General features: G+C 73.5%; 25 protein-coding genes. 12 read left to right on the plus strand and 13 right to left on the minus strand.

The genetic code is table 11. The annotated features are described in order from the left end of the window. Positions 1–33 precede the first annotated feature (33 nt). Positions 34–384 carry a hypothetical protein gene (locus tag ASG05_RS08960; protein WP_056259920.1) on the minus strand — a complete coding sequence of 117 codons (351 nt, stop codon included), beginning with the start codon at positions 382–384 and terminating at the stop codon, positions 34–36. A 125-nt stretch (positions 385–509) separates the two neighbouring features. Next, positions 510–722, minus strand: coding sequence for a hypothetical protein (locus tag ASG05_RS08965; protein ID WP_056259922.1), 213 nt, complete (start codon positions 720–722; stop codon positions 510–512). Between the two features lie 84 nt (positions 723–806). On the opposite strand from ASG05_RS08965, the gene ASG05_RS08970 reads away from it, so the two are divergent. After that, entirely contained in the window at positions 807–2255 is a 1449-nt protein-coding gene (locus tag ASG05_RS08970) for a glucose-6-phosphate dehydrogenase (protein ID WP_082486695.1), read from the plus strand. A 198-nt stretch (positions 2256–2453) separates the two neighbouring features. Here the strand turns inward: ASG05_RS08970 and ASG05_RS08975 are convergent, their stop codons facing one another. Further along, the gene (locus tag ASG05_RS08975) at positions 2454–3362 is read right to left on the minus strand and encodes a transglutaminase family protein (protein WP_056259924.1); all 909 of its coding nucleotides are present in this window, start codon (positions 3360–3362) and stop codon (positions 2454–2456) included. Between the two features lie 84 nt (positions 3363–3446). On the opposite strand from ASG05_RS08975, the gene ASG05_RS08980 reads away from it, so the two are divergent. The 5 genes from ASG05_RS08980 to ASG05_RS09000 all read left to right on the plus strand — a co-directional run bounded on the left by ASG05_RS08980 (position 3447) and on the right by ASG05_RS09000 (position 7636). Then, the gene (locus ASG05_RS08980; protein ID WP_056259926.1) at positions 3447–3743 is read left to right on the plus strand and encodes a hypothetical protein; all 297 of its coding nucleotides are present in this window, start codon (positions 3447–3449) and stop codon (positions 3741–3743) included. An 81-nt stretch (positions 3744–3824) separates the two neighbouring features. Next, positions 3825–4211, plus strand: a complete 387-nt coding sequence (locus tag ASG05_RS08985) for a lactococcin 972 family bacteriocin (RefSeq protein ID WP_056259928.1) — start codon at positions 3825–3827, stop codon at positions 4209–4211. 77 nt (positions 4212–4288) lie between these two features. Then, positions 4289–6391, plus strand: coding sequence for a hypothetical protein (locus tag ASG05_RS08990; RefSeq protein ID WP_056259930.1), 2103 nt, complete (start codon positions 4289–4291; stop codon positions 6389–6391). Next, positions 6378–7097 carry an ABC transporter ATP-binding protein gene (locus tag ASG05_RS08995; RefSeq protein WP_056259931.1) on the plus strand — a complete coding sequence of 240 codons (720 nt, stop codon included), beginning with the start codon at positions 6378–6380 and terminating at the stop codon, positions 7095–7097. Before ASG05_RS08990 ends, ASG05_RS08995 begins: the two co-directional genes overlap by 14 nt. Before the next feature lie 239 nt (positions 7098–7336). Continuing rightward, positions 7337–7636 (plus strand): hypothetical protein, encoded by a 300-nt coding sequence (locus ASG05_RS09000; RefSeq protein ID WP_157490151.1) that lies wholly within the window; start codon positions 7337–7339, stop codon positions 7634–7636. A 123-nt stretch (positions 7637–7759) separates the two neighbouring features. Here ASG05_RS09000 and ASG05_RS09005 read toward each other — a convergent pair whose 3' ends face one another. The 3 genes from ASG05_RS09005 to ASG05_RS09015 form a co-directional block, all read right to left on the minus strand. Continuing rightward, positions 7760–8677, minus strand: a complete 918-nt coding sequence (locus ASG05_RS09005) for a phospholipase (RefSeq protein ID WP_235491446.1) — start codon at positions 8675–8677, stop codon at positions 7760–7762. A gap of 376 nt (positions 8678–9053) precedes the next feature. Beyond that, positions 9054–10328: an AI-2E family transporter gene (locus tag ASG05_RS09010; protein WP_082486577.1), complete on the minus strand. Its 1275-nt coding sequence runs from the start codon at positions 10326–10328 to the stop codon at positions 9054–9056. Positions 10329–10455: 127 nt separating this feature from the next. Then, complete coding sequence (locus tag ASG05_RS09015) at positions 10456–10677, minus strand: DUF1653 domain-containing protein (protein WP_056259939.1); 222 nt, start codon at positions 10675–10677, stop codon at positions 10456–10458. 41 nt (positions 10678–10718) lie between these two features. On the opposite strand from ASG05_RS09015, the gene ASG05_RS09020 reads away from it, so the two are divergent. From ASG05_RS09020 to ASG05_RS09035, 4 genes are all read left to right on the plus strand, one after another. Further along, positions 10719–12131, plus strand: a complete 1413-nt coding sequence (locus tag ASG05_RS09020; RefSeq protein ID WP_235491447.1) for a carboxylesterase family protein — start codon at positions 10719–10721, stop codon at positions 12129–12131. 274 nt (positions 12132–12405) lie between these two features. Further along, the gene (locus tag ASG05_RS09025; protein ID WP_235491448.1) at positions 12406–13185 is read left to right on the plus strand and encodes a DUF1275 family protein; all 780 of its coding nucleotides are present in this window, start codon (positions 12406–12408) and stop codon (positions 13183–13185) included. Continuing rightward, the gene (gene allB / locus ASG05_RS09030) at positions 13178–14578 is read left to right on the plus strand and encodes an allantoinase AllB (protein WP_056260773.1); all 1401 of its coding nucleotides are present in this window, start codon (positions 13178–13180) and stop codon (positions 14576–14578) included. The genes ASG05_RS09025 and allB overlap by 8 nt, the downstream gene beginning before the upstream one ends. Positions 14579–14612: 34 nt before the next feature. After that, on the plus strand, positions 14613–15332 hold the full coding sequence (locus ASG05_RS09035) for an MBL fold metallo-hydrolase (protein ID WP_056259941.1): 720 nt from the start codon (positions 14613–14615) through the stop codon (positions 15330–15332). A 267-nt stretch (positions 15333–15599) separates the two neighbouring features. On the opposite strand, the gene ASG05_RS09040 is transcribed toward ASG05_RS09035, so the two are convergent. From ASG05_RS09040 to ASG05_RS09060, 5 genes are all read right to left on the minus strand, one after another. Next, on the minus strand, positions 15600–16505 hold the full coding sequence (locus ASG05_RS09040) for a MurR/RpiR family transcriptional regulator (RefSeq protein WP_235491449.1): 906 nt from the start codon (positions 16503–16505) through the stop codon (positions 15600–15602). After that, a complete protein-coding gene (locus ASG05_RS09045; protein ID WP_056259943.1) occupies positions 16502–17758 on the minus strand; it encodes an allantoate amidohydrolase in 1257 nt (418 codons plus the stop codon). The genes ASG05_RS09040 and ASG05_RS09045 overlap by 4 nt, the downstream gene beginning before the upstream one ends. Continuing rightward, positions 17755–18963 carry an alanine--glyoxylate aminotransferase family protein gene (locus tag ASG05_RS09050; RefSeq protein ID WP_056260777.1) on the minus strand — a complete coding sequence of 403 codons (1209 nt, stop codon included), beginning with the start codon at positions 18961–18963 and terminating at the stop codon, positions 17755–17757. The genes ASG05_RS09045 and ASG05_RS09050 overlap by 4 nt, the downstream gene beginning before the upstream one ends. Before the next feature lie 132 nt (positions 18964–19095). Further along, positions 19096–20847: an AtzH-like domain-containing protein gene (locus ASG05_RS09055; protein ID WP_056259945.1), complete on the minus strand. Its 1752-nt coding sequence runs from the start codon at positions 20845–20847 to the stop codon at positions 19096–19098. Then, complete coding sequence (locus ASG05_RS09060) at positions 20840–22009, minus strand: acetamidase/formamidase family protein (protein ID WP_082486579.1); 1170 nt, start codon at positions 22007–22009, stop codon at positions 20840–20842. The genes ASG05_RS09055 and ASG05_RS09060 overlap by 8 nt, the downstream gene beginning before the upstream one ends. A 113-nt stretch (positions 22010–22122) precedes the next feature. Here ASG05_RS09060 and pucL point away from each other — a divergent pair, with 113 nt between their 5' ends. Further along, positions 22123–23016: a factor-independent urate hydroxylase gene (gene pucL, locus ASG05_RS09065; RefSeq protein WP_056259951.1), complete on the plus strand. Its 894-nt coding sequence runs from the start codon at positions 22123–22125 to the stop codon at positions 23014–23016. Between the two features lie 50 nt (positions 23017–23066). Further along, a complete protein-coding gene (locus ASG05_RS09070; RefSeq protein ID WP_235491450.1) occupies positions 23067–23543 on the plus strand; it encodes a nucleoside deaminase in 477 nt (158 codons plus the stop codon). Positions 23544–23599: 56 nt separating this feature from the next. Here ASG05_RS09070 and uraH read toward each other — a convergent pair whose 3' ends face one another. Beyond that, positions 23600–23926 carry a hydroxyisourate hydrolase gene (gene uraH / locus ASG05_RS09075; protein WP_056259955.1) on the minus strand — a complete coding sequence of 109 codons (327 nt, stop codon included), beginning with the start codon at positions 23924–23926 and terminating at the stop codon, positions 23600–23602. Continuing rightward, positions 23923–24498 (minus strand): 2-oxo-4-hydroxy-4-carboxy-5-ureidoimidazoline decarboxylase, encoded by a 576-nt coding sequence (gene uraD, locus ASG05_RS09080; RefSeq protein WP_082486580.1) that lies wholly within the window; start codon positions 24496–24498, stop codon positions 23923–23925. The genes uraH and uraD overlap by 4 nt, the downstream gene beginning before the upstream one ends. Positions 24499–24632: the final 134 nt, after the last annotated feature.

Below are 24632 nucleotides of genomic sequence, written 5' to 3' on the forward strand. Positions count from 1 at the left end.
CCGCGCCGGGCGCATCGGGCGGCGCGGGCCGGGTCAGGAGGTGCGGGCTGCGTCCGAGCCGTCGGTCGGGTCGTGCTCGGGGGCGGCGAGACGGGCGGCGCGTCGGTTGTGCCAGGCGATCTGCCCGCACTGGGCGGCGGCGACGGCGAGGAACACGACCACGGTCGAGAAGCCGAGGTCGGTGGTCTCACGGATGCCGAAGACGCCGAGCAAGATCACACCGGTGCCGAGAGCGCGTCCCCACCGGAGGCCCGGGGGGACGTTCGGCGACTGCCGCCACCACGGGAACCGACGATCACCGACGGCGGCCAGCTCACGCGCCGTCGCTTGGGTCGACAGGGCGACGCCGAAGACGAGCACCACGAGCCACAGGAGCAACCACATGCCCTCGAGGCTAGGGCCAGGGAGGCGACCCGCGCCTCCCCCTGGCTGGTGAGGCGTCGGCGGGTGACCGACCTGCTGTCACACCACGGAGTGATGTCCGTTCGGCGGTGCGACCTGCGGCCGGGTCAGCTGTAGTCGTGGCCCGAGACGCCGAGCGAGCGGTAGACGTACTCGCCGCCCTCGCTGGCGTCGGCGTCGAGCTCCCACATGAGGTCCTCGCCGTCCGAGGCCCCGGGGCGGGTGACGCTCTTCTGCGGCAGGCCGTCGATGAGGGTGAGTTCTTCGGTGGTGGTCTCGTCGTGGCCCACGAAGCGGGCGGTGTAGGTCTGGTCGCTCATGGCGTGGACGCTACGCCGCACCGGCCCCGGCGGTGTGCGCCGACCCCCGGGCACGCCGGGACCCGAACCACTACCGTGCACGGCATGACGGCGAAGAAGGCCCCCGAGCCCGCGACCCTGTTGATCCTCGGGGCGAGCGGAGACCTCGCCGCGCGCCTCCTGATGCCCGGCCTGGGCGGCCTGCTGGCGCTCGAGCCGAAGCGCCGCGTCCAGCTGATCGGCGCCGGCGTCGAGGAGTACACCGACGCCGAGTGGAAGCAGCGTGTGAAGACGTCGTTCGACAGCGTCCACGCGAGCGGCCCCGCCGTCGACGCGCTGCTCGAGTCGACGACGTACATCACCGCCGACGTGACCGGGGTCGACGGCCTCCGCAGCCTCGTCGAGGCCTGTGACGCGCCTCCGTCGATCTACTTCGCCCTGCCGCCCGCGATCACCGAGAAGGCCTGCGCCGCCCTGCGGAAGGTCGACCTGCCCGAGGGCACGTCGCTCGCGCTCGAGAAGCCGTTCGGCACCGACCTCGCCAGCGCGAAGAAGCTGAACCGCGAGGTGCTGAAGCTCGTGCACGAGGACCAGGTGCACCGCGTCGACCACTTCCTCGGCCGGTCGACCGTGCTCAACCTGCTCGGCCTGCGGTTCGCGAACCGCCTGATCGAACCGATGCTCAACAACCAGCACGTCGAGAGCATCGAGATCGTCTACGACGAAGAGCTCGGCCTCGAGAACCGCGCCCGCTACTACGACCACGCGGGTGCCATGGTCGACATGATCCAGAGCCACCTGCTGCAGGTGATGGCCGTGCTGACGATGAACGCCCCCGCGACCCTCGGCCCCGCCGACCTCCGCGACGAGAAAGAACTCGTGCTGCGCGCCACCCACGTCTGGGACGACGACGCGGTCGCCAACACCCGTCGCGCCCGCTACGCGAAGGGCGAGGTCGACGGCCGCACCCTGCCCGCCTACGTCGACGAGGACGGCGTCGACCCGTCGCTCGAGACCGAGACCCTGGCCGAGGTCGTCGTCGAGGTCGCGAACTGGCGCTGGGCCGGGGTGCCCATCCTGCTGCGGTCGGGCAAGGCGCTCGCCTCACGTCGCCGCGAGATCGTCATCACGTTCCGCCCGCCGACCCACGTGCCGAAGGAGTTCGTCGGCGGCGGCACCCCCGACCGCCTGCGCATCGCGATCTCGCCCGACGAGATGTCGCTCGAGCTGAACGTCAACGGGCCGGGCGACTCGTACGACCTGTCGCGCGCCTCCCTGCACGCCGACTTCGGCGCGGCCGACCTGACGGCGTACGGCGAAGTGCTCGAGGGCATCCTCGACGACGACCCGACGCTGTCGGTGCGCGGCGACTCGGCGGAGGAGGGGTGGCGCATCGTCGCCCCTGTCGTCAAGGCCTGGACGTCCGGCGACGTCGCCATCGACGAGTACCCGGCCGGGTCGGCCGGGCCGTCGTCGTGGCCGGCCGGCGTGCACCAGAACGAACCGGCCGTGCGGGCCCGCGAGGGCGCGAAGCTGGCGCACCGCGAGGACTGAGGCGCGCCGCGGCACCGGCACGCCGCCACGCCGCCACGAAGTAAGCAGCCCGCCACGCAATCACGTGGCGGGCTGTTCAATTCGTGGCGGGATCAGCGGGATTGGCGGGGTCGCCGGGCGGCGGCGGGGTCGGCGGGGTCGCCGGGCGGCGGCGGGGCACGGAGCGGCGAGCGCAGGAGGCGCGGCGCCGGCGGGCGCTCAGCCCAGGCTGACGAAGGTGGTCACGTCGTCGCGCGGCAGCACGTCGGCGACGGCACCGACCTGCATCCCCGCGACGGTGACGCGTCCGCCGTGGCTCGACAGGAACGCGGTGTCGGAGGCGTCCCGTCCGGTCGCGATGCGCAGCAGCGTCTGGCGCGGGGCCAGCCCGGTGGCGTCGACCACGTGCCAGGCGCCGTCGACGAAGGCCTCGGCCACGGCGTGGAAGTCCATCGGCGACAGCCCCGGCGCGTAGACGCTGACGAGCCGGGCCGGCACGTCGAGCCCGCGCAGCAGGGCGATGACGAGGTGGGCGTAGTCGCGGCAGACGCCCTGCCGGTCGAGCAGGGTCTGCACGGCGCCGTCGGTCGGCGCGCTCGCCCCGGGCACGTAGGCGAGGTGCGAGCCGACCCAGGTCGCGACCGCCGCCAGCAGGTCGCGCCCCTCGAGGCCGCCGAACTCGGCTCGGGCGGTCGGGCTCAGGGTGTCGGACTCGCAGTAGCGGCTCGGTCGTCGGTAGCGGACCAGGTCGAGCTCGTCGACGGGCGGCTCGTCGAGACGGCCCTCGACGACCACCCGGTAGTCGACGGTGACGCGGCCGGCCCCGACCTCGCACAGGTGGAGGAGGGTGCCGTGGTGGTCGTGCACCTCGCGGACCTCGAGGGGTGCGCCGTGCTGGGTCACGGCCAGCGCCTCCTCGGTGATGCGGGCGGCGCCGGGGGCGGCGGTAGCCGTGCCGGGGGCGTCGGCGTCCGTGCCGGGGGCGGCGGTGTCCGTGCCGGGGGCGTCGGCATCCGTGCCGAGGGCGTCGGGGGCGGCCGCGTAGGCGCGCGAGGCGGCGACCGACAGGACGAACTCGGCGGGGCCGTCGACGTCGAACTCGAGCCGGGCGGACGCGGTGCGCTTCATGACGAGAGGGTGGCACACCCGTGGGTCCGGCGTGTTTCGTCGGCGAGGCGCCGCGATGTCGGTGGCGCCGGGTTGGATGAGCGCATGCCCTCGTACCGCGTCACGCTCACCGTCGGCACCTTGCGGCCCGGGGTGCGGCCCGACTCCGTGCTGCCGGCGGCGGCCGCGAGCGCCGCGGGCCTGACGACGGTCGAGGCGAGCGACGTCACGCTGGTCCGGGGCGAGCCACGCCTGGTGGTGCGCTACGAGTGCCCGGCCGACGAGCCCGCACACCGCATCGGCGCCGTCGTCGAGGCTGCCGTCGGCGAGCTGGCCGACGTCGTCCAGGGGCGCGTGACGCGTCGCGACGGCGGGGCGTGGACGTTGGTGAGTGCAGTCTGATGTTCTTCATGACGCGGTTCACACTTTAATGCTTTCCTGGACGGGTCGGGCGTTCGCTCGGCCCTTCCAGAGAGGCATTGCATGAAGATCCTGTCCCGTTTCACCACTGGCGCCGTTGCGCTCGCCCTGCTGGCGACCGGCACCACCGCGGCGAACGCGGAAACCCTCTCAGCCACCGAAGGCACGACCGTCGAACACGGTTCCGTGGCGGTCCAGCCCGAGACGGAGGCCACGACCACGAGCAGGGACGGCAGAAGCCTCGTGGTCGAGTCGTCCTGGACCTACGGCACGAAGCCCCGCCTTTACTCGAACTACTTCCACCGCAGCAGGTGGCACGGCTCGTCGGTCAAGACGAACGCCGGCCGGATCACGCAGAGTGCGAACACGCGCCCGGGGCAGTGGTCCTACGCGTACGGCATCGCCACTCCGGGCCGAGTCGACTTCGCGTACTACCGCATCACGAGCTGATCCACGTGGTGCGTCACGTCGTGGCGTGACGCACCACTGATCCCGACTCCGTCCGACCTCTCGTCAGGAGGCCCCCGATGCATGCCATCCTCCGAACGGCCGTCGTCCTCGTCGCGGTGGCCTCGACCCTGGCCGCACACCTCGTCGCCGAGAGGATCGAAGAACTCTTTCCCCTCTCGGCCCCGGCCCAGATCCACATCACGTCGGGCCCGGGCGGATCGGCCGAACCGGCGGCCGTGATCGCGGACCTCGAGGGGAACGACCTCGCCGCAGCGCTCGTGACCTTCGACGCCACCCCCGCTGGCGTTCGACGCGTCCTCGTCCTCTCTCCCGGTTTCGCGCGACAGCCCGGGGCCCCCGACGCCGTGGCTCCCGGCGAGGACGTCCACGCCTTCGGCACCCGTCTGGCGTCGACGCAGACCCGCGTGCTCGACACGGACGCGGACACGATCTACGGCCAGTGGACGGTCTTCGGTTCCGACCACGACATCGAGGGCGCAGCCGAAGCCCTCCGTCGTGACGGCTTCACGGCAGAGGTCGTGTGGAACGACGCAGCGGCAGCGGCAACGCAAGCCGTCACGGTGACCCCACCCCTCCTCGTGCTCACGGTCGCCCTCTTCCTCTTCGCGACGTCGTCGGCCGCGTGGGCCCTGACCGCCGGCTCACGGAGGGTCCGTCGGGTCCACGGTCTCTCTCGCTGCCGGGTGTCCGGCGGCGACCTGACCAAGACGGCAGGATTCGTCGTGGCCGCCTGGGCGACGACCTGTCTCGGCTGGCTGGTGACGGCCACGGTCCTGTGGGGCACCGCACCGACCTTCGGCCCCACGGGTCTCCTGGTCGCGCGGATCTCGGCTCTGTGTGGCGGGGGGACGGTCGCCGTCGTCGCCCTCGCGGCCGTGGTGACGCACGGTGCGTCGCGTCCCGGGCCGCGATCTCGCGACCGTCGAACGACGACCGTCGTCGGGGTGGCGGCGGGGATGACCCTCCTGGGGATCGGATCGTCCCTGTCCGTCGCCTCGTACACGCTCGAACAGGCTGACCACGGCCTCCACGCCGCCGTGGCGAAACACGACTCCTGGCACGGCCGATCGGCTCGCATCATCTCGCTGCGCGCGACGGAGGAGCCCGTCGTGGAGCGTGAAGCACCGGGTTGGTCCCGTCTCATCGCCACCGAGGAGGCGGCCGGGCACCTCCTGCTCGACCAACTCGACCCCGGGTGTCAGGGACTCTCGCTGCCGGTCGACTGCGTGGTGGTCAGCAGCACCTATCTGCAGCAGGTGGCATCTTCGGGCACGAACGGGATCGACGGGCTCGTCCACGACGCCGACGATCGTGTGCGAGTCCTCGTGCCGCGCAGTTCGGCGATCGAGACCGGCGCCCTGAAGTCCGCCGTCGAGGAGTTCGTCGCGTTCCAACGCGAGGTCGAGACGCGGTTCGCCTGCCCCGACGACGACTGCCTCGACGACGTCCCCGTCGCGGCGGTGACCGTCCAGACGTACTCCTCCCGACTCGAGCTCCCTCTGCTGACGGCCTACCCGCGCACCGACTCGGGCAGGGACGTGCTCGTCGACCCCGTGCTGGTCGTCGTTCCTCCGGCACGCCGAGTGCTCAGCGTGGACTACCACTTGGCGGCCCTGAGCACGGGCGACGAGCTGTACACCGGCTCGGAGGTCGAGCTCGAGGCAGCCCTCGACGAACACGGTGTCCGCGATCTCGTCTTCGCCGACACGGATGTCCAGGACGAGACCGGTTCGCTCGTCCCCCAGTGGCGCGCGTGGAGGTCCCAGACCGTCGTCACGCTGTGGTTCTCGGCCCTCCTGGCAGCCGCGATGATCTGCCTCCTCGTCTGGTCGTCCGTCCGATCGCGTGCCCGCTCGCTGGCGGTGCACCGTGTCCACGGCTTCTCACCGTTCCGTCGTCACGGCCGGCTGCTGGCCGTCGTCGCAGCGCTCGGAGGCACGGCACCCCTCATGGCGTTCTTCGGTCCACACCCGATGGCCGTACCCGACATCCCCCTCGTGCGAGCGATCACCACCGGCCTGGCACTCGCTGCGGCCTTCGCCCTGCTCGCCTGGCCGACGGCCGTCTGGTGCGAGCGTCGTCCGGGCGCGCGGGCCAGGTGGGCACGTGGCTCGACCGTCCGGCACCGACTCGAAGGAGACGTCCATGGCGCGTCCTGACGCCCCGACCACGATCCGTCGCACGGCGGCACCAGCCGGGCCCCGCCCACGCCTGGTCGTCTCGGACCTGTCCGCGCTCCGTTCGGGACGTGAGCTCTGGAAGGACGTGTCCGCGACGTTCGACGCCGGGACGACGACGTCGATCTGGGGCCCCAGCGGGGTGGGGAAGTCCACCCTGTTGGCGTGTCTAGGACTGCTCGACACGGTGACGTCCGGGTCGATCACGCTCGACGGCGACGAACTCACGCGCACCCGAGGTCGCACGCGCCGACGTCTGCATCGAGACGTGTTCGGGTTCCTCTTCCAGGACCACGGCCTCGTCGACGACTGGACCGTCGCGAAGAACCTCGACGTCGCCCTCGTCGCTCGGCGGGCCCCTCGTCGACAGCGGGCCGGGCGACGCTCCGCAGCCCTCCGGCGCGTGGGGCTGGACGGCGCGCAGACGACGAAGGTGTCCCGGCTGAGTGGGGGCGAGCGGCAACGGGTCGCCCTGGCGCGCCTCCTGCTGCACGAGCCACGGGTGGTCCTGGCTGACGAACCCACCGCGTCGCTCGACGACGCGAACGCCGAGATGGTCGTCGACCTGTTGCGCACGTTCGCCGAGGACGGTGCCGTCGTGGTCGTCGCGACGCATGACGAACGGGTGATCGCCGCGAGCGATCAGGTGCTCGAGCTCGCCGGGACGGGGCTGAACCGAGCGCGGTGACGCCCCCGGGAGGCGCGGGTCCGGCCGACGGGTCCATGGCCCGTTCTGCGCACGGTCGCCTCCGTGGCGTCCGGCACCGCGCCTCCTCGGTCGTGGAGTCCTTGCCGGCTTCATCCGGCACGTACCGGATCGTGTGGCCGGCGGACCCGTGGGCCCGTCGGCCCCATCCGGCACGGACCGGATGACCGCGCGGCGGAAGCACCTCGGTGCCGCGCGCCGGCCACGCGTAGGCTCGCGCCATGGGGACGACGACGCGGACGGTGCGGGCGACGACCTCGCGGGCGGTGGCGGTCGCCGCGACGGCGGCGCTCACGCTCGGGGTGCTGACGGCCTGCGGCGGTGACGACGACGACGACGACCCCGTCGTGACGGTGAGCCCCATCGTGAGCCCGTCGGCGACCCCCGAGAGCCCGACGCCGGCCCCCGCGCCTCCCACCGACGGCGTCGTCACGCCCGCACCCTCGCCGACCACTCCGAGCCCCACGCCCGTGACGACCGACAAGCCGACCGACCGGCAGACGATCCCCCCGCAGAACTAGCCGCCCCGGCCTCGCACGCACGCCGCGCGGCACACGCACCTCGCCGCACAGGGCAGCACGAACCGGACGCCACCACACGGGTCTCCCTGGTGTGGCGTCCGGTCAGCGAGCCAGATCGTTCGATCAGTACCAGTTGACGGACTGCGAGTGCGACCAGGCGCCGCACGGGCTGCCGTAGACCGACTTGATGTAGCCGAGGCCCCAGGTGATCTGCGTCTTGGCGCTCGTGGCCCAGTCGCTGCCGGCCGAGGCCATCTTGCTGCCGGGCAGCGCCTGCGGGATGCCCGTCGCCCCGCTGGGGTTGTAGGCCTTGTAGTTCCAGCCGGACTCCTTCGTCCAGAGCGAGACGAGGCACGAGAACTGGTCGCTGCCCCAGCCGTACTGCGACGACGCGAGCGACTGGGCGGTCGCCTTGGCCCCCGCGACCGAGTTGTCGGAGGCCGCGCGGGCGGCCTCGGCGGCAGCGGCGGCCTCGGCAGCGGCCTTCGCCTCGGCGGCGGCCTGGGCGTCGGCGGCGGCCTGAGCGGCTGCGGCGGCCGCTGCGGCAGCGGCCGCGGCCTGGCGGTCGGCCTCGGCGGCGGCGGCCTGCACGGTCTGTGCCGAGAGGGCGGTCTTCTCGACGCGGGCGTTCAGGGTGGACGCGTCGAGCTTCTCGTAGTCGGCGAGCGACGCGACCTGGGTCTGCAGGTCGCTCGCGTCGGTCCGGCTCGACGTCGAGGCCACGACCTGGTTGGCGATCTGGATGGTCGACTTCGCCTTGGCCTGGGCCAGCGAGGTCGCGATGTCGGCCTCCTGCTGCTTCACGGCGGCGGCGTGCTGCTCGGCCGAGATGGTCGTGTCGGCTCCGGCGGCCGTCATCGAGGTGACGGCGAAGCCGGTGCCGGCGACGAGGGCGACGGCGGCCACGCCCCCGATCAGCGACAGCCGGCGACGAGCGGCGCGGCGGCGGCCCGCGGCGAGCGAACGGCGGGTGACGGGTGCCTCGACGGGCGTCGTGGTCGACGCGTCCCCGTCGGGGGCAGGGGTGTTCTCGGGTGTCATGTGGTCCTCGTGCTCGGCCGACCCGCGCCGCCGGTCGGGCGGGGCGCACACGGCCGCACCGCACCGGGCGCTCGAGGCACGCGGGGCGGCCGGGTTCCACGCAACGGGGGCGAGGGGCCGTGACAGGTCGGTGTCGGTCTCGCGGGGCCGTGGGGCCCCGACTCGTCCGCCGCTGCTGCTCGGCCGAGCGTGACTCGGTCGGGAGGGGCGCACGCGCCCGGGCGAAGTGACGAGTATGCAGAGACTTCCTGAGTAGGAGCACACAATCCGGTGTCGAACCACGTAGTCCGGCGCATCAGCCGAGCGGATGACATCGACCCGCGCCTCCCTCATCCGAGCGAAGGAGGCGCGGGTCGCGCCGGTCAGCCGCCCGCGATCACGTCGTCCCCGACGCCCCGGCGGCGACGTCGTCCGCGACCCGGGAGCGACGCCACGCCCCGGTCGCGACGTGCTTCACCATCACGTTGAGCACGGCCACCGTCGGCACGGCGAACAGCGCTCCGGGGATGCCCGCGACGTACGATCCGCCCGCCACCGCGAAGACCACGGCGAGCGGGTGCACGCGCACGGCCGAGCCCATGACGAGCGGCTGCAGCACGTGCGCCTCGAGCAGGTGGACGACGAGCACGCCGGCCAGCATGATGACGGCCTGCAACGGCCCGGCGAAGACCAGGGCGACGACGACGGCGAGGGCGCCGGTGACGATGGCACCCACCACCGGGATGAACGACGCCAAGAACACCAGGATCGCGATCGGCACGGCGAGCGGCAGGCCGAGGAAGGCCGCGATCAGGCCGATGCCGACGGCGTTGACGGCGGCGACGACGATCTGCACGCGCACGAACGAGGTCAGAGTGTGCCAGCCGGCCTGACCGGCGCCGTCGACCGCCGGTCGGGCCGCCTTCGGGAAGAGCCGGACGGTCCAGGCCCACACCCCCCGACCGTCGATCATCAGGAAGATCGTGGCGAACAGCGTCAACAGCCCGCCTGCGAGCAGGTGCCCGGCCGCCGTCCCGATCGACAGCACACCGCTGAGGATCGCCTTGCTCTCGGTCTGCAACGCGTCCTGGGCGTCCTTCAGGTAGCCGTCGACGTCGGCGTTCGTCAACTGGAAGGGCGGCCCCTGCAGCAGCGTCGTCAGCTGGTCGTACTGGGCGACCGACTGCTTCTCGATCTGCGGCAGGCCGGCACGGATCTGGGTCACCGCGAGCAGCACGAGCCCGCCCACGACGACGACCCCGGCCAGCAACGCCGCCACGATCGCCAGCCAGCGCGGCCACCGGTGCCGGTGCAAGAAGCCGGCGACCGGCACGAGGAACGCCGACACGAGGATCGCGATCAGCAGCGGGACGACGATCTCCTCGAGCGTCGCGATCAGCCAGAACAGCACGGCGAGCGCCGCCGCCACCGCGAGCAGCCGCCAGGCCCAGGCGCCCGCGACGAGCATGCCGGGGGGCAAGGAGGCGCGGGCCGGGTCGGCGGGGACGGCACCGGTCGTGGCGGGGGCGGCGGGCGCGGGCGCGGCCGCGGTGGGCGCGGTGGGCGCGGGTGAGGCGGGCACGGTGCGGTCGGGGGTGCGGGTCGCGTCGTCCGGGGCGCTCCCGTCTGTGGCTGCACCCTGGGTGCGCTGGGAGCGACGTGAGAACTTCATGAGCCGAGTGTCCGGCCGCGCGGCTATCAACCGGCTGTGACTTCGCTGACCCGCCTCGCGCCTCCCGGGCTCGGGGTGTCGGGCAGGACGCCCGACGGCCGCGGGCCGGCGTGCGGACCGGCCGGAGTCAGGCCTCGGGCGCGAACCTCGGGCCGTCGTACCCGTCGCGGGTGACCCGTTCTGACCAGGCGGCAAGCGGACGCACCCAGAGGCCCTGCTCGCCGTACAGGGCGCGGTAGACGACGAGCGACTCGTCGGTCTCGCTGTGGCGGGCCGTGCCGAGCACCTCGTAGCGACCGCCCTTGAAGTGACGGTACGGCCCGGGGGCGGGAGGGGTGTCGGCGCTCATGCCGCGAGCCTAGACGGGCGACGCGGGCCACGATGGGTCGGGTGACCCAGGACGCTCCCCGCTCGACCGCCAGCACCCCGACCACCCCGGGCGAGCCCGTCGTCGACACCGACGAGCGTGCCGCACGCCGCGAGTTCGACACCCCCTCGGGCCGCGTCGTCGGCCGGGTCGACGGCGACGTCGTGCGCGTGCTGGGCGTGCCCTACGCCGAGGCGAGCCGGTTCGAGCCGCCGCGGCCGGTCGCGCCGTGGTCGTCGCCGCTGCTCGCGTTCGACCGGGCGCCCGCGTCACCGCAGCTGCCCGCCCCGGGGCTCGACGCCCTGATCGAGGGCGCCGCGGTCGGCATGGTCGACGACGAGCACTGCCAGCGCCTCTCGATCACCCTGCCCGCCGACCTGCCGGCCGACGAGCGCGTGCCGGTGATGGTGTGGATCCACGGTGGCTCGTACGTCTCGGGGGCGGGCGACCTGCGGGTCTACGACCCCCGGGCACTCGTCGCCGAGCAGCGCGTGGTCGTCGTGACCGTGACCTACCGGTTGGGCATGCTCGGCTTCTTCGGCGACGGCGGCGCGGTGCCCGCCAACCTCGGCCTGCTCGACCAGCTCGCGGCCGTGCGCTGGGTGCACGACACGATCGAGGCGTTCGGCGGCGACTCGTCTCGCATCACGCTGTTCGGCCAGTCGGCGGGCGGCGACGCGATCGCCCACCTCATGATCAGCGAGGGCGCCAGGGGCCTGTTCGCCCGGGCCATCGTGCAGAGCGCCCCGCTCGGCATCGTGCGCGGGCGCACCCGGATGATCGCGGCGATGACGGAGGCGGTGGGGACGCCCCGCACGGACGCCCCGATCGACGAGGTGCTCGCCGGGCAGCCCGTGGCCGAACGGGCGGCCAAGCGGTTCGGCCTGCGCGGCGGCATGGCGTTCGGCGTGCAGTACGGCCGGGCTCCCCTGCCGGCCGAGTCGGACGCCGACGACGCGTGGCGCGACGTCGCCCCCGAGATCGACCTCCTGATCGGCTCGACGACCGACGAGACGGCGGTGTTCGCCGAGTTCTCGCCCCCGCTGCAGCGGGCGTTCTCCCTGCCCCTGGTCGGCCGCGCGATCCGCCGCGTGCTGATCGACGCGACGACGAAGGCCGTCTACCACCGGGCCGGGCGGGCCTTCGCCGAGCGGCACCGGGCCGCCGGCGGCCGCGTCTCGACGTTCCGGTTCACCTGGGAGCCCGAGGGCACGACCTTCGGCGCCGCCCACATCACCGAGCTGCCGCTGCTGCTCGGCGGCCGCGAGGCCTGGGGGCACACCCGCCTGATCGGCACCACCGACTGGGACGACGTCGAACGCCGCGGCCGCAAGGTGCGTCAGGTCTGGGCCGACTTCGCCCGCACCGGCACGGTCGCCGCCGACGCCACCGCCGGGCTCGCCGACACCCTCGTCGTCGACCGCCGCCCGTCCTGACGCCCCGCGCCGCGCCTCCTGACGCCCCGCGCCACCCCTTCGTCCGGCGTTGACCCCCTGCCTAGGCAAATAGTCGACCGCCGGTGCACGGGGTGGCCGGATCGGACCGTCCCTCCACAGCCGGCCCGCGCCTCCGTCTCTCCACACTTTCGGCACGGTGTTCGCGCCGGGCGGCGTCGCGACCATACGATCGACGGCAGACCAGACACGCCGACGCCGCCGTGGTCGCCCTCCCCGCCGTGCCTGCCGCGGCGCCGAGCACCAGAGGACCCTTGTGAAGAAGTTCCGCCGCGACCAGGCGCGCATGCACCTCGTGATGATGCTGACGCTGACGTTCACGACCGGCATCATCGATGCCGTCGGCTACCTCGGCCTCGACCGGGTGTTCACGGCCAACATGACCGGCAACGTGGTCATCCTCGGCATGGCCATCGCGCAGGCCGACGGGCTGCCCATCGTCGGTCCGATCGTCGCCCTCGCCGCCTTCTTGCTCGGGGCCGCGATCGGCGGGCGGGTGCTGCGTGGCGGCCGGGCCGGCTGGTCGGGTCGCAGCACGACCTCGTTCGGCGTGACCGGCGGCGTGCTGCTGGGGCTCGGCGTCTCGACCTTCTACTTCGTGCCCGAAGAGAACACGCCGTGGGCGTTCACGATCACCGGCCTGCTCGGTGCGGCCATGGGCCTGCAGGCGGCCGCGGCCCGCAAGATCGCCGTCGCCGACGTCACGACCGTCGTGGTCACGTCGACGATCGTCGGCCTGGCGTCCGAGTCGAAGCTCGCCGGGGGCACGGGCAAGAACTTCCCGCGGAGGGTGCTCGCCGTGGTGCTGATCCTCGCCGGCGCGGGGGTCGGTGCGCTGCTGCTGCAGGTGCACATCGGCGTCGGCATGGGCGTCGCCGGCGGTCTGACGCTGCTGGTCGCCCTCACCGGCCACCTGCTGCGCGAGCGGAGGAAAGAGCTCGAGGCCCGCGAGGCGGCAGCCGCCGCCGCCGCGGACGCCGAGACCCGGGAGGCGCGCCCGGCGACCAGCGAGGCGAACGGTGCCGCTCGTGGCTGACGGCACGCGAGCGGACCTCGTCGTCCGGGCCCGCCGCGCACTCGTCGACGGCGGGTGGCGCGAGGCGAGCGTCGTCGTCCGTGACGGCCGGGTCGTGTCGATCGGCGACCTCGGCGACGACGTGTCCGCGACCGTCGACGTGACCCTGCCCGACGAGCAGGTGCTGCTGCCGGGCGTCGTCGACAGCCACGTGCACGTCAACGAGCCCGGCCGCACCGAGTGGGAGGGCTTCGCCACCGCCACCCGAGCCGCTGCCGCCGGCGGGGTGACGACCATCGTCGACATGCCGCTCAACAGCATCCCGCCGACGACGACGGTCGACGCCCTCGAGCAGAAGCGGTCCGCCGCGGGCCCGCAGTCGGTCGTCGACGTCGGGTTCTGGGGTGGGGCGATCCCGGCCAACCTCGGCACGGGCGACCTGCGGGCGCTGCACGAGGCCGGGGTCTTCGGCTTCAAGGCCTTCCTGTCGCCGTCCGGCGTCGACGAGTTCCCCCACCTCACGACCGCGCAGCTGCACGAGGCGATGGCCGAGCTGGCCGAGTTCGACGGCCTGCTGATCGTCCACGCCGAAGACCCCGACGGGCTCGACGCCGCGGCGGGCGCCGCATCGTCCGGAGCACCCGCCGGAGGCGCGGCGTACGACGCCTTCGTCCGCTCGCGCCCCGACGTGGTCGAGCGCACCGCGATCGAGCACGTGGTCGACGCCCTGCGTGCGACCGGCGGGCGGGCACACGTGCTGCACCTGTCGTCGGCGACCGCCCTCGACACCATCCGGGCCGCGAAGGCCGAGGGGCTGAGGCTGACGGTCGAGACCTGCCCGCACTACCTGACCTTCGACGCCGAACACATCGGCGACGGGGCGACGCAGTTCAAGTGCTGCCCGCCGATCCGGGGCGAGGCGAACCGCGAACTGCTCTGGCAGGCGCTGGTCGACGGCACGATCGACGTCGTGGCGAGCGACCACTCCCCCTCGACCCGCGAGCTCAAGTTCGCCGGCGGCACCGACGGCGCACACGGCGACTTCGACGTCGCCTGGGGCGGCATCTCGGGCCTCGAGCTGAGCTTCCGCGCGGTCTGGACCGGGGCACGGCAGCGGGGCATCGCCCTCGAGACGGTCGTGGGCTGGATGTCGCGGGGCACGGCCGCCCTCGTCGGGCTGCCCGCCAAGGGCCGCATCGCCGTCGGGGCCGACGCCGACCTCGTGGCGTTCGCCCCCGAGACGCCGGTGACGATCGACGTCGACGACCTCTCGCACCGCAACCCCGTGACTGCGTACGACGACGCCCGCCTGTTCGGCGAGGTCGCGGCGACCTGGGTGGGCGGCCGGCTGGCGGGGCCGAGCGCGCCTCCTGCCCGACTGCTCGTGCGCCCCGACGCCGGGGTGGCGTCGTGACCGGCGCCGTCCACGGGGTCGCACCGTGGGGCGCGTGACCGTCGCACCGGTCGAGGTCGCGCCCGGGGTGCACTTCGTCGAGGGGCCCGCGTCGAACTGGACGATCCTGTCGGGCGACGGCACGCTGACCCTGGTCGACGCGGGGTACCCGGCCGACCTCGAGCTGGTCGAGGCGTCGCTGCGCTCCGTGGCGGCGGGCTCGGGCCCCGAGCTGCCCCGTCTGACGTCGGTGCTGGTGACGCACGGCCACAGCGACCACATCGGGACGGTGACGGCCCTGCGTCGGCGACACGAGTTCGACGTCCTCGCCGCTCCGGCCGAGGTGCCGAACGTGACGCGTGACGAGCTGCACCAGGTCACGGTCGGTGACGTGCTGCCGCACCTGTACAAGCCGCGCTTCGCCCGGTGGGTGCTGCACGCGGTGCGGGCCGGTGGCCTGGGTGACGTCGGCGTGGCCGACGTCGTGCCGCTCGTCCCGGGCACGCCACGGACGTTCAGCGGCCACCGGGTGGTGCCCACCGCCGCCGTCGGCCACACCCCCGGGCACACCGTGTTCGCCCTGCCCGACGACGACGTGCTGATCACCGGTGACGCTCTCGTGACCGGCCACCCGACCTCGCGGCTCGAGGGCGTCCAGATGCTGCACCCGATCTTCCACGACGACCTCGCCGAGGCCGGCCGCACCTACGGCCGCCTCGTCGAGCACCGCGCGCGGGTCGTCCTGCCCGGCCACGGCCCGGCGCTGCTGCGCTGACGTCCGGCGGCGCACGGCGGTCCACCGGCCGACAGGGTGCCGGTCGGTCGCGCCACCGGTGACGGATGCGCAACGGAAGCGCCAGAGATGCATGATCAGGCGGACCTGATGACACTGGTCCCGAGTGTTCAGCTCGGGATGCGTGTGCGCATCCCTGGTCTTCTACTCGGAGGCCGACCGAAGCCCGCGACTGTTGCTGCAGTCGCGGGCTTCACTCGTTCCGCAGGCCTGGCGACCGGCGGTCGAAGCCGACCCGGCGCCCCCGACCTACTCGAGCTCGCTCAGTTCGGCGTAGAGCTCGGTGACCTCGGCCACGCGGCTGCGGCCCCCCTCGGGCCGACCCGCGCGGACGGTCTCGGTCAGCACCGCCCCGGCGAGCAGGGCGGCCAGGCTCATCGCGCTGGCGTAGCTGTCGAACGGGGCCGGCGTCTCGACGGGGCAGTCGAGCCGCACGGTCACGTCGACGCCCCGCAGCGACGGGTCGGCGACGAGCACCACCGGGACGCCCCGGGCGGCCAGCGCCGACAGCACGCCGGCGAACCCGGCCGGCCGACGTCGGAAGCCCACGAGCACGACGACGTCGCCCGAGCCCAGGCCGACCAGCTCTTCACCGATGGACTGCCCGGGCTGGGGCGCCACCCGCACGTCGTCGCGTGCCTGGACGAGCTGCTGCCGCAGGTGCAGGGCGACCGGGTAGCTGTTGCGGAACCCGGCGACGACGACGCGGTCGGCCGCCGCCACGAGTGAGGCCGCGCGCTCGAGGCGGCCGTCGGCCAGCCCTGCGAGCAGGGCGTCGAGGTTGCGGCGTTCGGCCTCGGCGTGCTCGGCGAGACCGCCGGAGGCGCGGGTCGGCCCGACCGGCACCCCCCGGCTGCGAGACGCCCGCGCCTGGTCGCGCACCTCTTGGGCGTCGCTGAAGCCGAGCCGCCGGAAGAGCCGCGAGACCGTCGCCTTCGAGACGCCGCTCTGCTCGGCGATCTCGGTCGCCGTGTAGACGGCGAGGTCGTCGAGGTGGTCGAGGATGAAGTCCGCCGCGCGCTGCTCCTGCGGCGAGAGCCGGCCGTAGCCCGAGTCGATGCGGTCACGGATGCCGGCCCCCTCGACCGCACCCGCGCCTCCTGCCCCGACCTCGTCGGCGAGGTCGTCGCCGGTCGGAACGACGGGATCGCTCACGCCGAGGCCCGCGTCGCGACCGGGTGCCCCGCGGCGACCGCGTGGACCGCGGCCTCGAAGGCGTCGAGCGCGACGGCCACGTCGGCGAGGGTGACGATCTCGTCGGGGTGGTGGCTGATGCCGCCGTTGCCGCACCGGACGAACAGCATGGCCCACCCGGTCAGCTCGGCGACGGCCATGGCGTCGTGCCCGGCCTTCGAGAACAGGACCATCGGGTCGGTGTCTCCGGTGGCGACGACGCCCTCGCGGACGAAACCACGGAGGCGCGGCGAGGCCACCACGGCCGGCGCCCGGTGGGTCTCGTCGACGGCGAAGGTCAGGCCACGACGCTCGCCGACCTCGGCGGCGACGGCCTGGATGCCGGCCCAGACCTCGTCTCGACGGTCGTCGTGCTCGCCGCGGAGGTCGAGGCTGAACTCGACGAGCCCGGGGATGACGTTGACCCCGCCGGGGAACGCCTGCAACCGGCCGACGGTCGCGACGCAGTCGGCCTCGCGGGCCAGGCGCTCGACGGCGAGGACGATCTCGCTCGCCCCGGCGAGGGCGTCGTGCCTGCGGTGGAACGGCACCCCGCCGGCGTGACCGGCCACGCCGGTCAACGTCAGCTCGAAACGGCGAGCGCCGGCGATCGACGAGACGACGGCGAGGGCGCGGTCGGCCTCTTCGAGGTACGGCCCCTGCTCGATGTGCGTCTCGAGGTAGCCCACGACGTCGGACGGGTCGTACGCGGCGTCGGCCACCCGCTCGGGGTCGAGGCCGAACGCGCGGAAGGCGTCGCGCAACGTCGTGCCGCCGGCGTCGACCAGGGACCACCACTCGGGCAGCCAGGTGCCGGCGACGGCACGCGAACCGAGCAGGGCGGTGCCGAACCGGGTGCCCTCTTCGTCGCCGAACGCCAGCACCTCGATCGCGAACGGCAGGCGGGTGCCGGCGGCGTGGAGACGGCCGACCAGGGCGATGCCGAGCAGCACGCCGAGGATGCCGTCGTAGCGACCGGCGTCGGGCACCGTGTCGAGGTGAGAGCCGAGCAGCAGGGCGGGCTGCCCGGGCTCGGTGCCCTCGTAGCGACCCCGCTGGTTGCCGGCGGCGTCCTGCCAGGTCGTCATGCCGGCCTGCTGCATCCACTCGCCGGCCATCGCGTTCACCCGGGCGTGCTCGGGCGAGAGGTAGACGCGCTCGATGCCGGTCGCGCTGCTCGAGACCGCCGCGAGGGCGTCACAGCGCTCGAGGACGAGACGGGCCTCGGAGCTCACGCCGCGCCTCCGTCGAGGCCGCGATCGACGTCGAGGTACACGTCGTACGCCCCGCCGACGCCGCCTCCGCCGGTGATCGGGGCGCCCTCGCGCCGCAGGACGGCCTCGAGCGCGGCGAGCGTCGTGAGCACGGTGTCGCGCCGAGCGTTGTAGCCCATCGTGCCGATGCGCCAGACCCTGCCGTGCAGCGGGCCGAACGACGTGCCGATCTCGATGCCGAAGTCGGCGAGCATGGCCCCGCGCACCCGGTCGCCGTCGACCCCGTCGGGGATCACCACGGCGACCACGTTGTTCATCTTGTGCTCGAGGTCGCCGAAGGTCTCGAGCCCGAGCCCCTGCACGCCGGCGAGCATCGCCCGGCCGTGCAGCTCGTGCCGGGCGACCGCGGCGTCGAGGCCCTCGTCGACCACGACGCGGGCGCACTCCCGGGCACCCCAGAGCATGGTGGTCGCCTCGGTGTGGTGGTTGAGGCGCTGCGGGCCCCAGTAGTCGAAGATCATCGCGAGGTCGAAGTAGTTCGAGGCGATGCGGTGCGCGCTGGTCGTGTCGCCGTCGCCGCGGATGCCGGCCTCGATCGACGTGCGGGCCCGGATGACCTCGACGGCCCGCTCGCTGTAGGTGACCGGTGACGAGCCCGAGGGGCCACCGAGGCACTTCTGCAGGCCGGCGCTGACGGCGTCGAGACCGAGCTCGTCGGTGCGGAACGCGTTGCCGACGATCGAGGCGGTGACGTCGGTGTAGAACAGCACGCCGTGGCGGGCGCAGACCTCGCCCAGGCCCTCGAGCGGTTGGGCGACGGTGGTCGAGGTGTCGCCGTGCACGACCGCGAGCAGCTTGGGCTGCACCTGTTCGATGGCACGAGCGATCGTCTCGAGCGTGAAGACCTGGCCCCAGGGCACCTCGATGACGTGGACCTCGGCACCGCAGCGCTCGGCGATCTCGCGCAGCAGGTGGCCGAACCGCCCGAAGACCGGCACGAGCACCTTGTCACCGGGCTCGATGAGCGACACGAGCGACGCCTCGATGCCGGCACGCGAGGTGCCGTCGACGAGCAGCGTCTGCTGGTTCGTGGTCTGGAACACCTCGCGGTAGAGGGCCTGCGTCTCGTCCATGTAGGCGGTCATGGCGGGGTCGTACTGACCGACGAGTTGGGCCGACATCGCTCGCAGCACGCGCGGGTCGGCGTTGATCGGGCCGGGGCCCATCAGCAGGCGGGCGGGCGGATCGATCGGCTGGAAGACTCGTTTCACCTGACCCACCCTACGCAACCCGTGTTTCAGGCAGGTGAACGAGTCGACCTGTCGACCGGGTCGCGCCCGTGGCCGAGGAGGCGCGGGTCACGTCGCCCACGACGCCGCCAGACCCAGCAGCCCCAGGTCGGTGCCCCGCGGCCCCACGAGGCACAGCCCGACGGGTGCATGGCGCCCGGAGGCGAGCGGCACCTCGAGGACGGGGGCCGAGACGGCGGGAGCACCGAGGACTCCCGCGATGCACGTCAGGCCGAGCGTCGCCGAGCGGACGGCGTCGACCTCGGCCGCGGTCGCGCCGAGCGACGGAGCAGCCGACGACGCGCTCGGCAGCAGCAGCACCCGCCCGTCGAGGAGGGCCTCGAGACGGCGACGCTCGTGCCCCAACGCGACCCGCGCCTCCTCGGCCTGCTGCGACGTGATCGTCGAACCGAACGCGAACCGGGACGCCACGTCGGGGGCCAGTTCGCCGGGATGCGCGGTGATCCAGTCGCCGTCGGACTGCCAGGCCTCGAACGCCTGCAGCACGCGGAACAGCTCGAACAGCTGCGCGACGTCGCCCAGCTGCACCTGACCGGGACGCTCGACCCGGCCCGCCGCGGTCGCCTCGTCCAGAGTCCGCCCGAACTCGACCCGCACCTCGGGGGCGACCGAGGCGAGCAGGGTCGGGTCGACCACGTACGACGGCTCGACCGACACCTGGTCGGCCGCGGGCAGCGACGCCCCCGCCGCCCGACGGAGGGTGTCGACGTCTCGGGTCAGCCAGCCGATCGTGTCGAAGGTCGGAGCGAGGGGCAGCAGCCCGGTGCGGTCGACGGCCCCGTGGGTCGTCCGGATGCCCCAGAGGCCCTGGTACGACGCCGGGACCCGGAGCGACCCGCCGGTGTCGGTGCCGAGGCCGATGCTGGCCTGCCCGAGGGCGACCGCCGTCGCCGGACCGCTGGTCGAGCCCCCTGAGATCGCCCCGGGAACGGCCGGGTTGGGTGGGGTGCCGTAGGCGGAGTTGCGCCCGGCGATGCTGTACGCGAACTCGTCGGTCTGGGCGATGCCGCGCAGGTCGGCCCCCGCGTCGAGCAGGTGCCGCACCGCGGCCGCGTGGCGGGGCTCGACGGGGGCGTCGTGCAGCCGGGCGGGCACCCCGGCACCGATCGCGTGCCCCGCGACGGCGAAGAGGTCCTTCACGGCGACGGTCTCGCCCGCGAGCGTGCCGACGGACGACGCATCGGGTCCGCCGCCGTCGGCACCCCCGACCGCTCCGGTCGCCCCGGACGGCCCGGACGGCCCGGCGAGCCCGGGCCCCGATCCCGACCCCGCAGGAGGCGCGGCGGGGGTCGCCCCCGCCTCTCGCCGCCCGGCGACCAGCGGCTCGCCCACGACCCGCCACACCCGCCGGTCGACGGCCGGCGGTGGTGCCTGCACCTGCGCGGACGCGACGCGCCACGGTCGAGCACCCCCCGAGCCGACGCCCGGCGCACGCCGCCAGAGCTGCGTGACGACCCCTCGCCCACCACCGGTGGGAGCGTTGACGGACACGATGAGTGCCGTGTCGGCATCGACCACCCGGACGTGCCGTTCGACCACGCGACGGACGGGCCCGGAGCCGCGTCTGCCGCGGAACGCCGTGATCGCCTCGTGCCCGACCAGCAGGCCCCCGGCGTCGGCACGCAGGACGGTGGCGGTCGGCTCGAAGGCTGCGGCGAGCGCCGCCTGGTCGTCGGCGCCGAGCGCGCGTTCGTAGGCGTCGAACGCGGCGAGGAGCCCGTCGGGCAGGTCGCCCTCGACGGACGTGGGGACGGTGCCCGGAGCGACCCGCGCCTCCTCGGGGCCGGCCGCCTCAGCCACCGAAGTCCGCCTTGCGGATGCGGGCGTGCACGCCCTTGACCAGGTCGACGACCTGCGAGATGTCGAAGTCGGTCGCGGCCGAGAGGTACGCGTAGGCGATACTGCGGTCCATGCCGTAGCGGGCCTCGAGCAGGTCGATGGCCGCCCGCACGCAGGCTCGCACCGCCTCGTCGAGGTCTTCGTCGAGACCGGTCGGCACGAGCATCTCGGCGGTCTCGGCGAGCGGACCGGCGATCTCGCCGAACAGCGCGACGGCCTCGGCGCGGGGCACGAGGTCGAAGCGGACCGTGACGCGGAGGCTGGCCTCCATCGCGGTGAGGGCGACCTCGCCGTCGCCCTGGGCGAAGTGCGGATCGCCGACGTAGGCGAGGGCGCCGGGCACCTGGACCGGCAGGTGCAGCGACGCGCCCTCGGTCAGCAGGGCGATGTCGACGTTGCCGCCGTGCGACCCCGGCGGCACCGAGTGCGGGCGTTCGTCGCCCGCGACGGCCACGCCCATGATGCCGAGGAAGGGGTGCAGGGGGAACCTCACCGTGTGGTCGCCACCCGGCACGAGCGGCAGGGTGCCGACCAGCGACCCGTCGGGGTCGTGGTCGACGGCCGCGAACACGCTGACCGGGCCCGCCTCGAGCGGGTACTCGCCGGCCAGGGCGCCGCGGCCGTGACGGTTCGAGATGACGCCGTACGGCACGCGCGGCGTGGCGTCGAGCAGCGTCATGGTGACGAGGTCGCCGGGCTGCGCCCCGCGCACGGCGATGGGCCCCGTGACGACGTGGGGGCCGTCGGCCGTCGCGTCGCGACCGTGCACGGCGTCGCTCGCCGCAGCCAGCTCGACGGCGTCGTCGAGCACGTGCTCGGCGGGCACCCCGTGGCGGGCGAAGAAGGCCCGCGGGTCACGCCCCTGGTCGTCGAGCACGCCCTCGTGGCTGAGGGTGTCGATGACGACGGCGGTGCCCGGTTCGATCGTCAGCACGGGCTCGTCGCCGGCACACGGCAGGCGCCCCCAGAAGGTCGTCTCGAGCGTCGCCGGCAGGTAGGGGACGCCCCGGTCACCCTTGTGGCGGCCTTCGCCGTCGCCGTCGCCCGAGGGCAGCGGTTGCAGGATCGGGGTCGCGGGAACGGGGCCTGACGGGGGTGCGGGGGTCGCCTCGGAGATCGCCATGCCCAGCACAGTAGCGAGTGGACGCCTCGTCCCGATAAGCCTTCTGAAACGAGTTGTTCACAAATGGTCGATCGTGAAACAAGTCGTTCACACGGTTGTGTGATCATCGCGGCATGGCGATCATCCTCGGCGACAACCAGTACGGCAAGGCGGAATCACGACTCGTGCGCTTCTCCCGCGACGGGCCACGACACGAGATCCGCGACGTCAACGTCACGACCGCCCTGCGTGGTCCGTTCGACGCGGCGTACCTCCACGGCGACCAGAGCGCCGTGCTGCCCACCGACACCCAGAAGAACACCGCGTTCGCGTTCGCCAAGTCGAAGGGGGTCGAGGCCGTCGAGGCCTTCGGGCTCGAGTTGGCCCGGCACTTCGTGCACGACGTCGAGCCGGTGACGGGTGCCCGCATCGAGATCGAGCAGTACGACTGGCAGCGGGCCGTGGTCGACGGCACCGAGCACGACCACACCTGGCTCCGGTCGGGTCAAGAGGTGCGCACCGCGGCCGTGACGGTCGACGACAGCGGCGAGCACGTCGTGGGCGGGCTCAAAGACCTCGTGCTGCTCAAGTCGACCGGCTCCGAGTTCGCGGGCTTCCTGACCGACGAGTTCACGACGCTGCCCGAGACGCACGACCGCGTCATGGCGACGGCGCTCGACGCGAAATGGCGGTTCGGCACGACCGACGTCGACTGGGACGCCACCTATGCCGAGGTCAAGCGCCTGATGGTCCGCGAGTTCGCCACCCTGCAGTCGCTCGCCCTGCAGCAGACCCTCTGGCACATGGGCACCGCCGTCCTCGAGGCGATCCCCTCGATCGTCGAGGTGCGGCTCAAGGCACCGAACAAGCACCACTTCGCCTACGACCTGTCCCCGTTCGGCCTCGAGAACCCCGGCGAGGTCTTCTGGGCGGCCGACCGGCCCTACGGGCTGATCGAGGCGACGGTGCTGCGCGACGACGCCCCACCGGCCCACGACGCCTGGCGCGTCTCGGCAGGTCTCGCATGAGCCTCGTCGACGCGACCGAACCCACGCCCGCAGCACCCCGAGGAGACACCGTGACCGACGCCGACGACGCCCGCTGGCTGGCCCGCACCATCGAGCTGGCCGTCGAGAACGTCGCGAACGGGGGCGGGCCGTTCGGGGCCGTCGTCGTCCGCGGCGACGAACTGGTGGCCGAGGGGCAGAACCGGGTCACGGCGAACCTCGACCCCACCGCCCACGCCGAGGTCACGGCCATCCGGGCGGCCTGCCAGGCCGTCGGCGACTTCTCCCTGGCCGGCACCACCCTCTACACCTCGTGCGAACCGTGCCCGCTGTGCCTCTCGGCCTCGCTCTGGGCGCGGGTCGACCGGGTCGTCTACGCGGCCGACCGGCACGACGCCGCACGCGGCGGCTTCGACGACCTCGAGTTCTACGAACTGTTCGCGCGCGACCGGTCGACCTGGGACCTCCCCGTCGACGAGGTCCGCCCGTCGAACGCGCCGGCACCGTTCGAGGCGTGGGCGACCCACGACCACCGCACCGACTACTGAGGCGATCGATGTCCCCGGGTCACCCCGCCCGCGAACTCGACGGGCGGGTCGAGAGGTCAGCTGCCGCGGTAGGTCGAGTAGGCGAACGGGCTCAGCAGCACGGGCACGTGGTAGTGGCTCGACTCGTCGGCGAGGGTGAAGTCGATCGTGACGCGGGGGTAGAACGTGTCACGCCGAGCCGCCGCGAAGTAGGCGGCGGTCTCGAACACGAGCCGGTAGTCACCCGCCGACAGGGCGTCCGGGCCGAGATCGGGCACCCGACCGTCGGCGTTGGTCACCCCGGTCGCGAGCTCGTCGCCGCGCGCGTCGACGAGGGCGACGGCGATGCCGGACGCCGGGCGACCCAGTGCGACGTCGAGGACGTGAGTCGTCACGTGGCTCATGCGCGGGCCTCGGCGTCGCCCTCGGCCGGGTGGGGCTCGGCTCGGTCAGGCTCGGCGGACGCGGACGCTGCGGCCCCGTCGGCCGCGGGCTCGGCGAAGGTCGACTGCAACCGCAACAGCGCGATGTCGCGCAACTCGGCACCGACGATGCGCGACTCGGTCTCGTCGTCGAGTCGCAGCCGCCGGTGCAGCTCGCCGACGATCTCGGCCCGGCTCCGACCGGCGGCGCGAATCAAGAACACACGGTCGAAACGCTCCTCGTACGCGGCGTTGCCCTCGGCCAGCAGCTGCGCGAGGTTCGCGTCGTCGGCGTCGGCGGCCGACGCCTGCTCGTGTCGACTGAACTGCTGCGCCGCCCCCTCGCCGACCGGCTTCTCACCGATGCGGGGGTGGTGCGACATCGCCTCGTCGATCTCCGCCGGGCTGAGCGGCGTGGCGGCGGCAGCCGCGACCGTGATCAGGGCGTCGGCGTCGGCGAACGGCGCCTGCTTGGCGACGTCGTCGGCCCACCGCTCGACGTTCAGGGCGGCCAGCAGGTGCGAGCGCAGGTCGGCTCGGTCGAGGTCGATCATGACGCACACCCTAGCGACGTGGCTCCGGGGCGCGGGGCGCGGCCGACCGACCCGCGCCTCCTCGGCTCCGGGTGACGCGGTGCCCGTCCGCCTCGTGGCGGGTGGCGGGCGCGGCGGTCGTTCGACGCCGAGCG

The organism is Frigoribacterium sp. Leaf186 (genome assembly GCF_001423905.1).
In the GTDB taxonomy this organism is placed as follows: Bacteria; Actinomycetota; Actinomycetes; order Actinomycetales; family Microbacteriaceae; genus Frigoribacterium.

Bases quoted from the DNA above. Each gene is read 5' to 3' on its own strand.
- ASG05_RS08960 (WP_056259920.1), bottom strand. From the start codon at position 384: ATGTGGTTGCTCCTGTGGCTCGTGGTGCTCGTCTTCGGCGTCGCCCTG.
- ASG05_RS08965 (WP_056259922.1), bottom strand. From the start codon at position 722: ATGAGCGACCAGACCTACACCGCCCGCTTCGTGGGCCACGACGAGACC.
- ASG05_RS08970 (WP_082486695.1), top strand. From the start codon at position 807: ATGACGGCGAAGAAGGCCCCCGAGCCCGCGACCCTGTTGATCCTCGGG.
- ASG05_RS08975 (WP_056259924.1), bottom strand. From the start codon at position 3,362: ATGAAGCGCACCGCGTCCGCCCGGCTCGAGTTCGACGTCGACGGCCCC.
- ASG05_RS08980 (WP_056259926.1), top strand. From the start codon at position 3,447: ATGCCCTCGTACCGCGTCACGCTCACCGTCGGCACCTTGCGGCCCGGG.
- ASG05_RS08985 (WP_056259928.1), top strand. From the start codon at position 3,825: ATGAAGATCCTGTCCCGTTTCACCACTGGCGCCGTTGCGCTCGCCCTG.
- ASG05_RS08990 (WP_056259930.1), top strand. From the start codon at position 4,289: ATGCATGCCATCCTCCGAACGGCCGTCGTCCTCGTCGCGGTGGCCTCG.
- ASG05_RS08995 (WP_056259931.1), top strand. From the start codon at position 6,378: ATGGCGCGTCCTGACGCCCCGACCACGATCCGTCGCACGGCGGCACCA.
- ASG05_RS09000 (WP_157490151.1), top strand. From the start codon at position 7,337: ATGGGGACGACGACGCGGACGGTGCGGGCGACGACCTCGCGGGCGGTG.
- ASG05_RS09005 (WP_235491446.1), bottom strand. From the start codon at position 8,677: ATGACACCCGAGAACACCCCTGCCCCCGACGGGGACGCGTCGACCACG.
- ASG05_RS09010 (WP_082486577.1), bottom strand. From the start codon at position 10,328: ATGAAGTTCTCACGTCGCTCCCAGCGCACCCAGGGTGCAGCCACAGAC.
- ASG05_RS09015 (WP_056259939.1), bottom strand. From the start codon at position 10,677: ATGAGCGCCGACACCCCTCCCGCCCCCGGGCCGTACCGTCACTTCAAG.
- ASG05_RS09050 (WP_056260777.1), bottom strand. From the start codon at position 18,963: ATGGGCCCCGGCCCGATCAACGCCGACCCGCGCGTGCTGCGAGCGATG.
- ASG05_RS09060 (WP_082486579.1), bottom strand. From the start codon at position 22,009: ATGGCGATCTCCGAGGCGACCCCCGCACCCCCGTCAGGCCCCGTTCCC.
- pucL (WP_056259951.1), top strand. From the start codon at position 22,123: ATGGCGATCATCCTCGGCGACAACCAGTACGGCAAGGCGGAATCACGA.
- uraH (WP_056259955.1), bottom strand. From the start codon at position 23,926: ATGAGCCACGTGACGACTCACGTCCTCGACGTCGCACTGGGTCGCCCG.
- uraD (WP_082486580.1), bottom strand. From the start codon at position 24,498: ATGATCGACCTCGACCGAGCCGACCTGCGCTCGCACCTGCTGGCCGCC.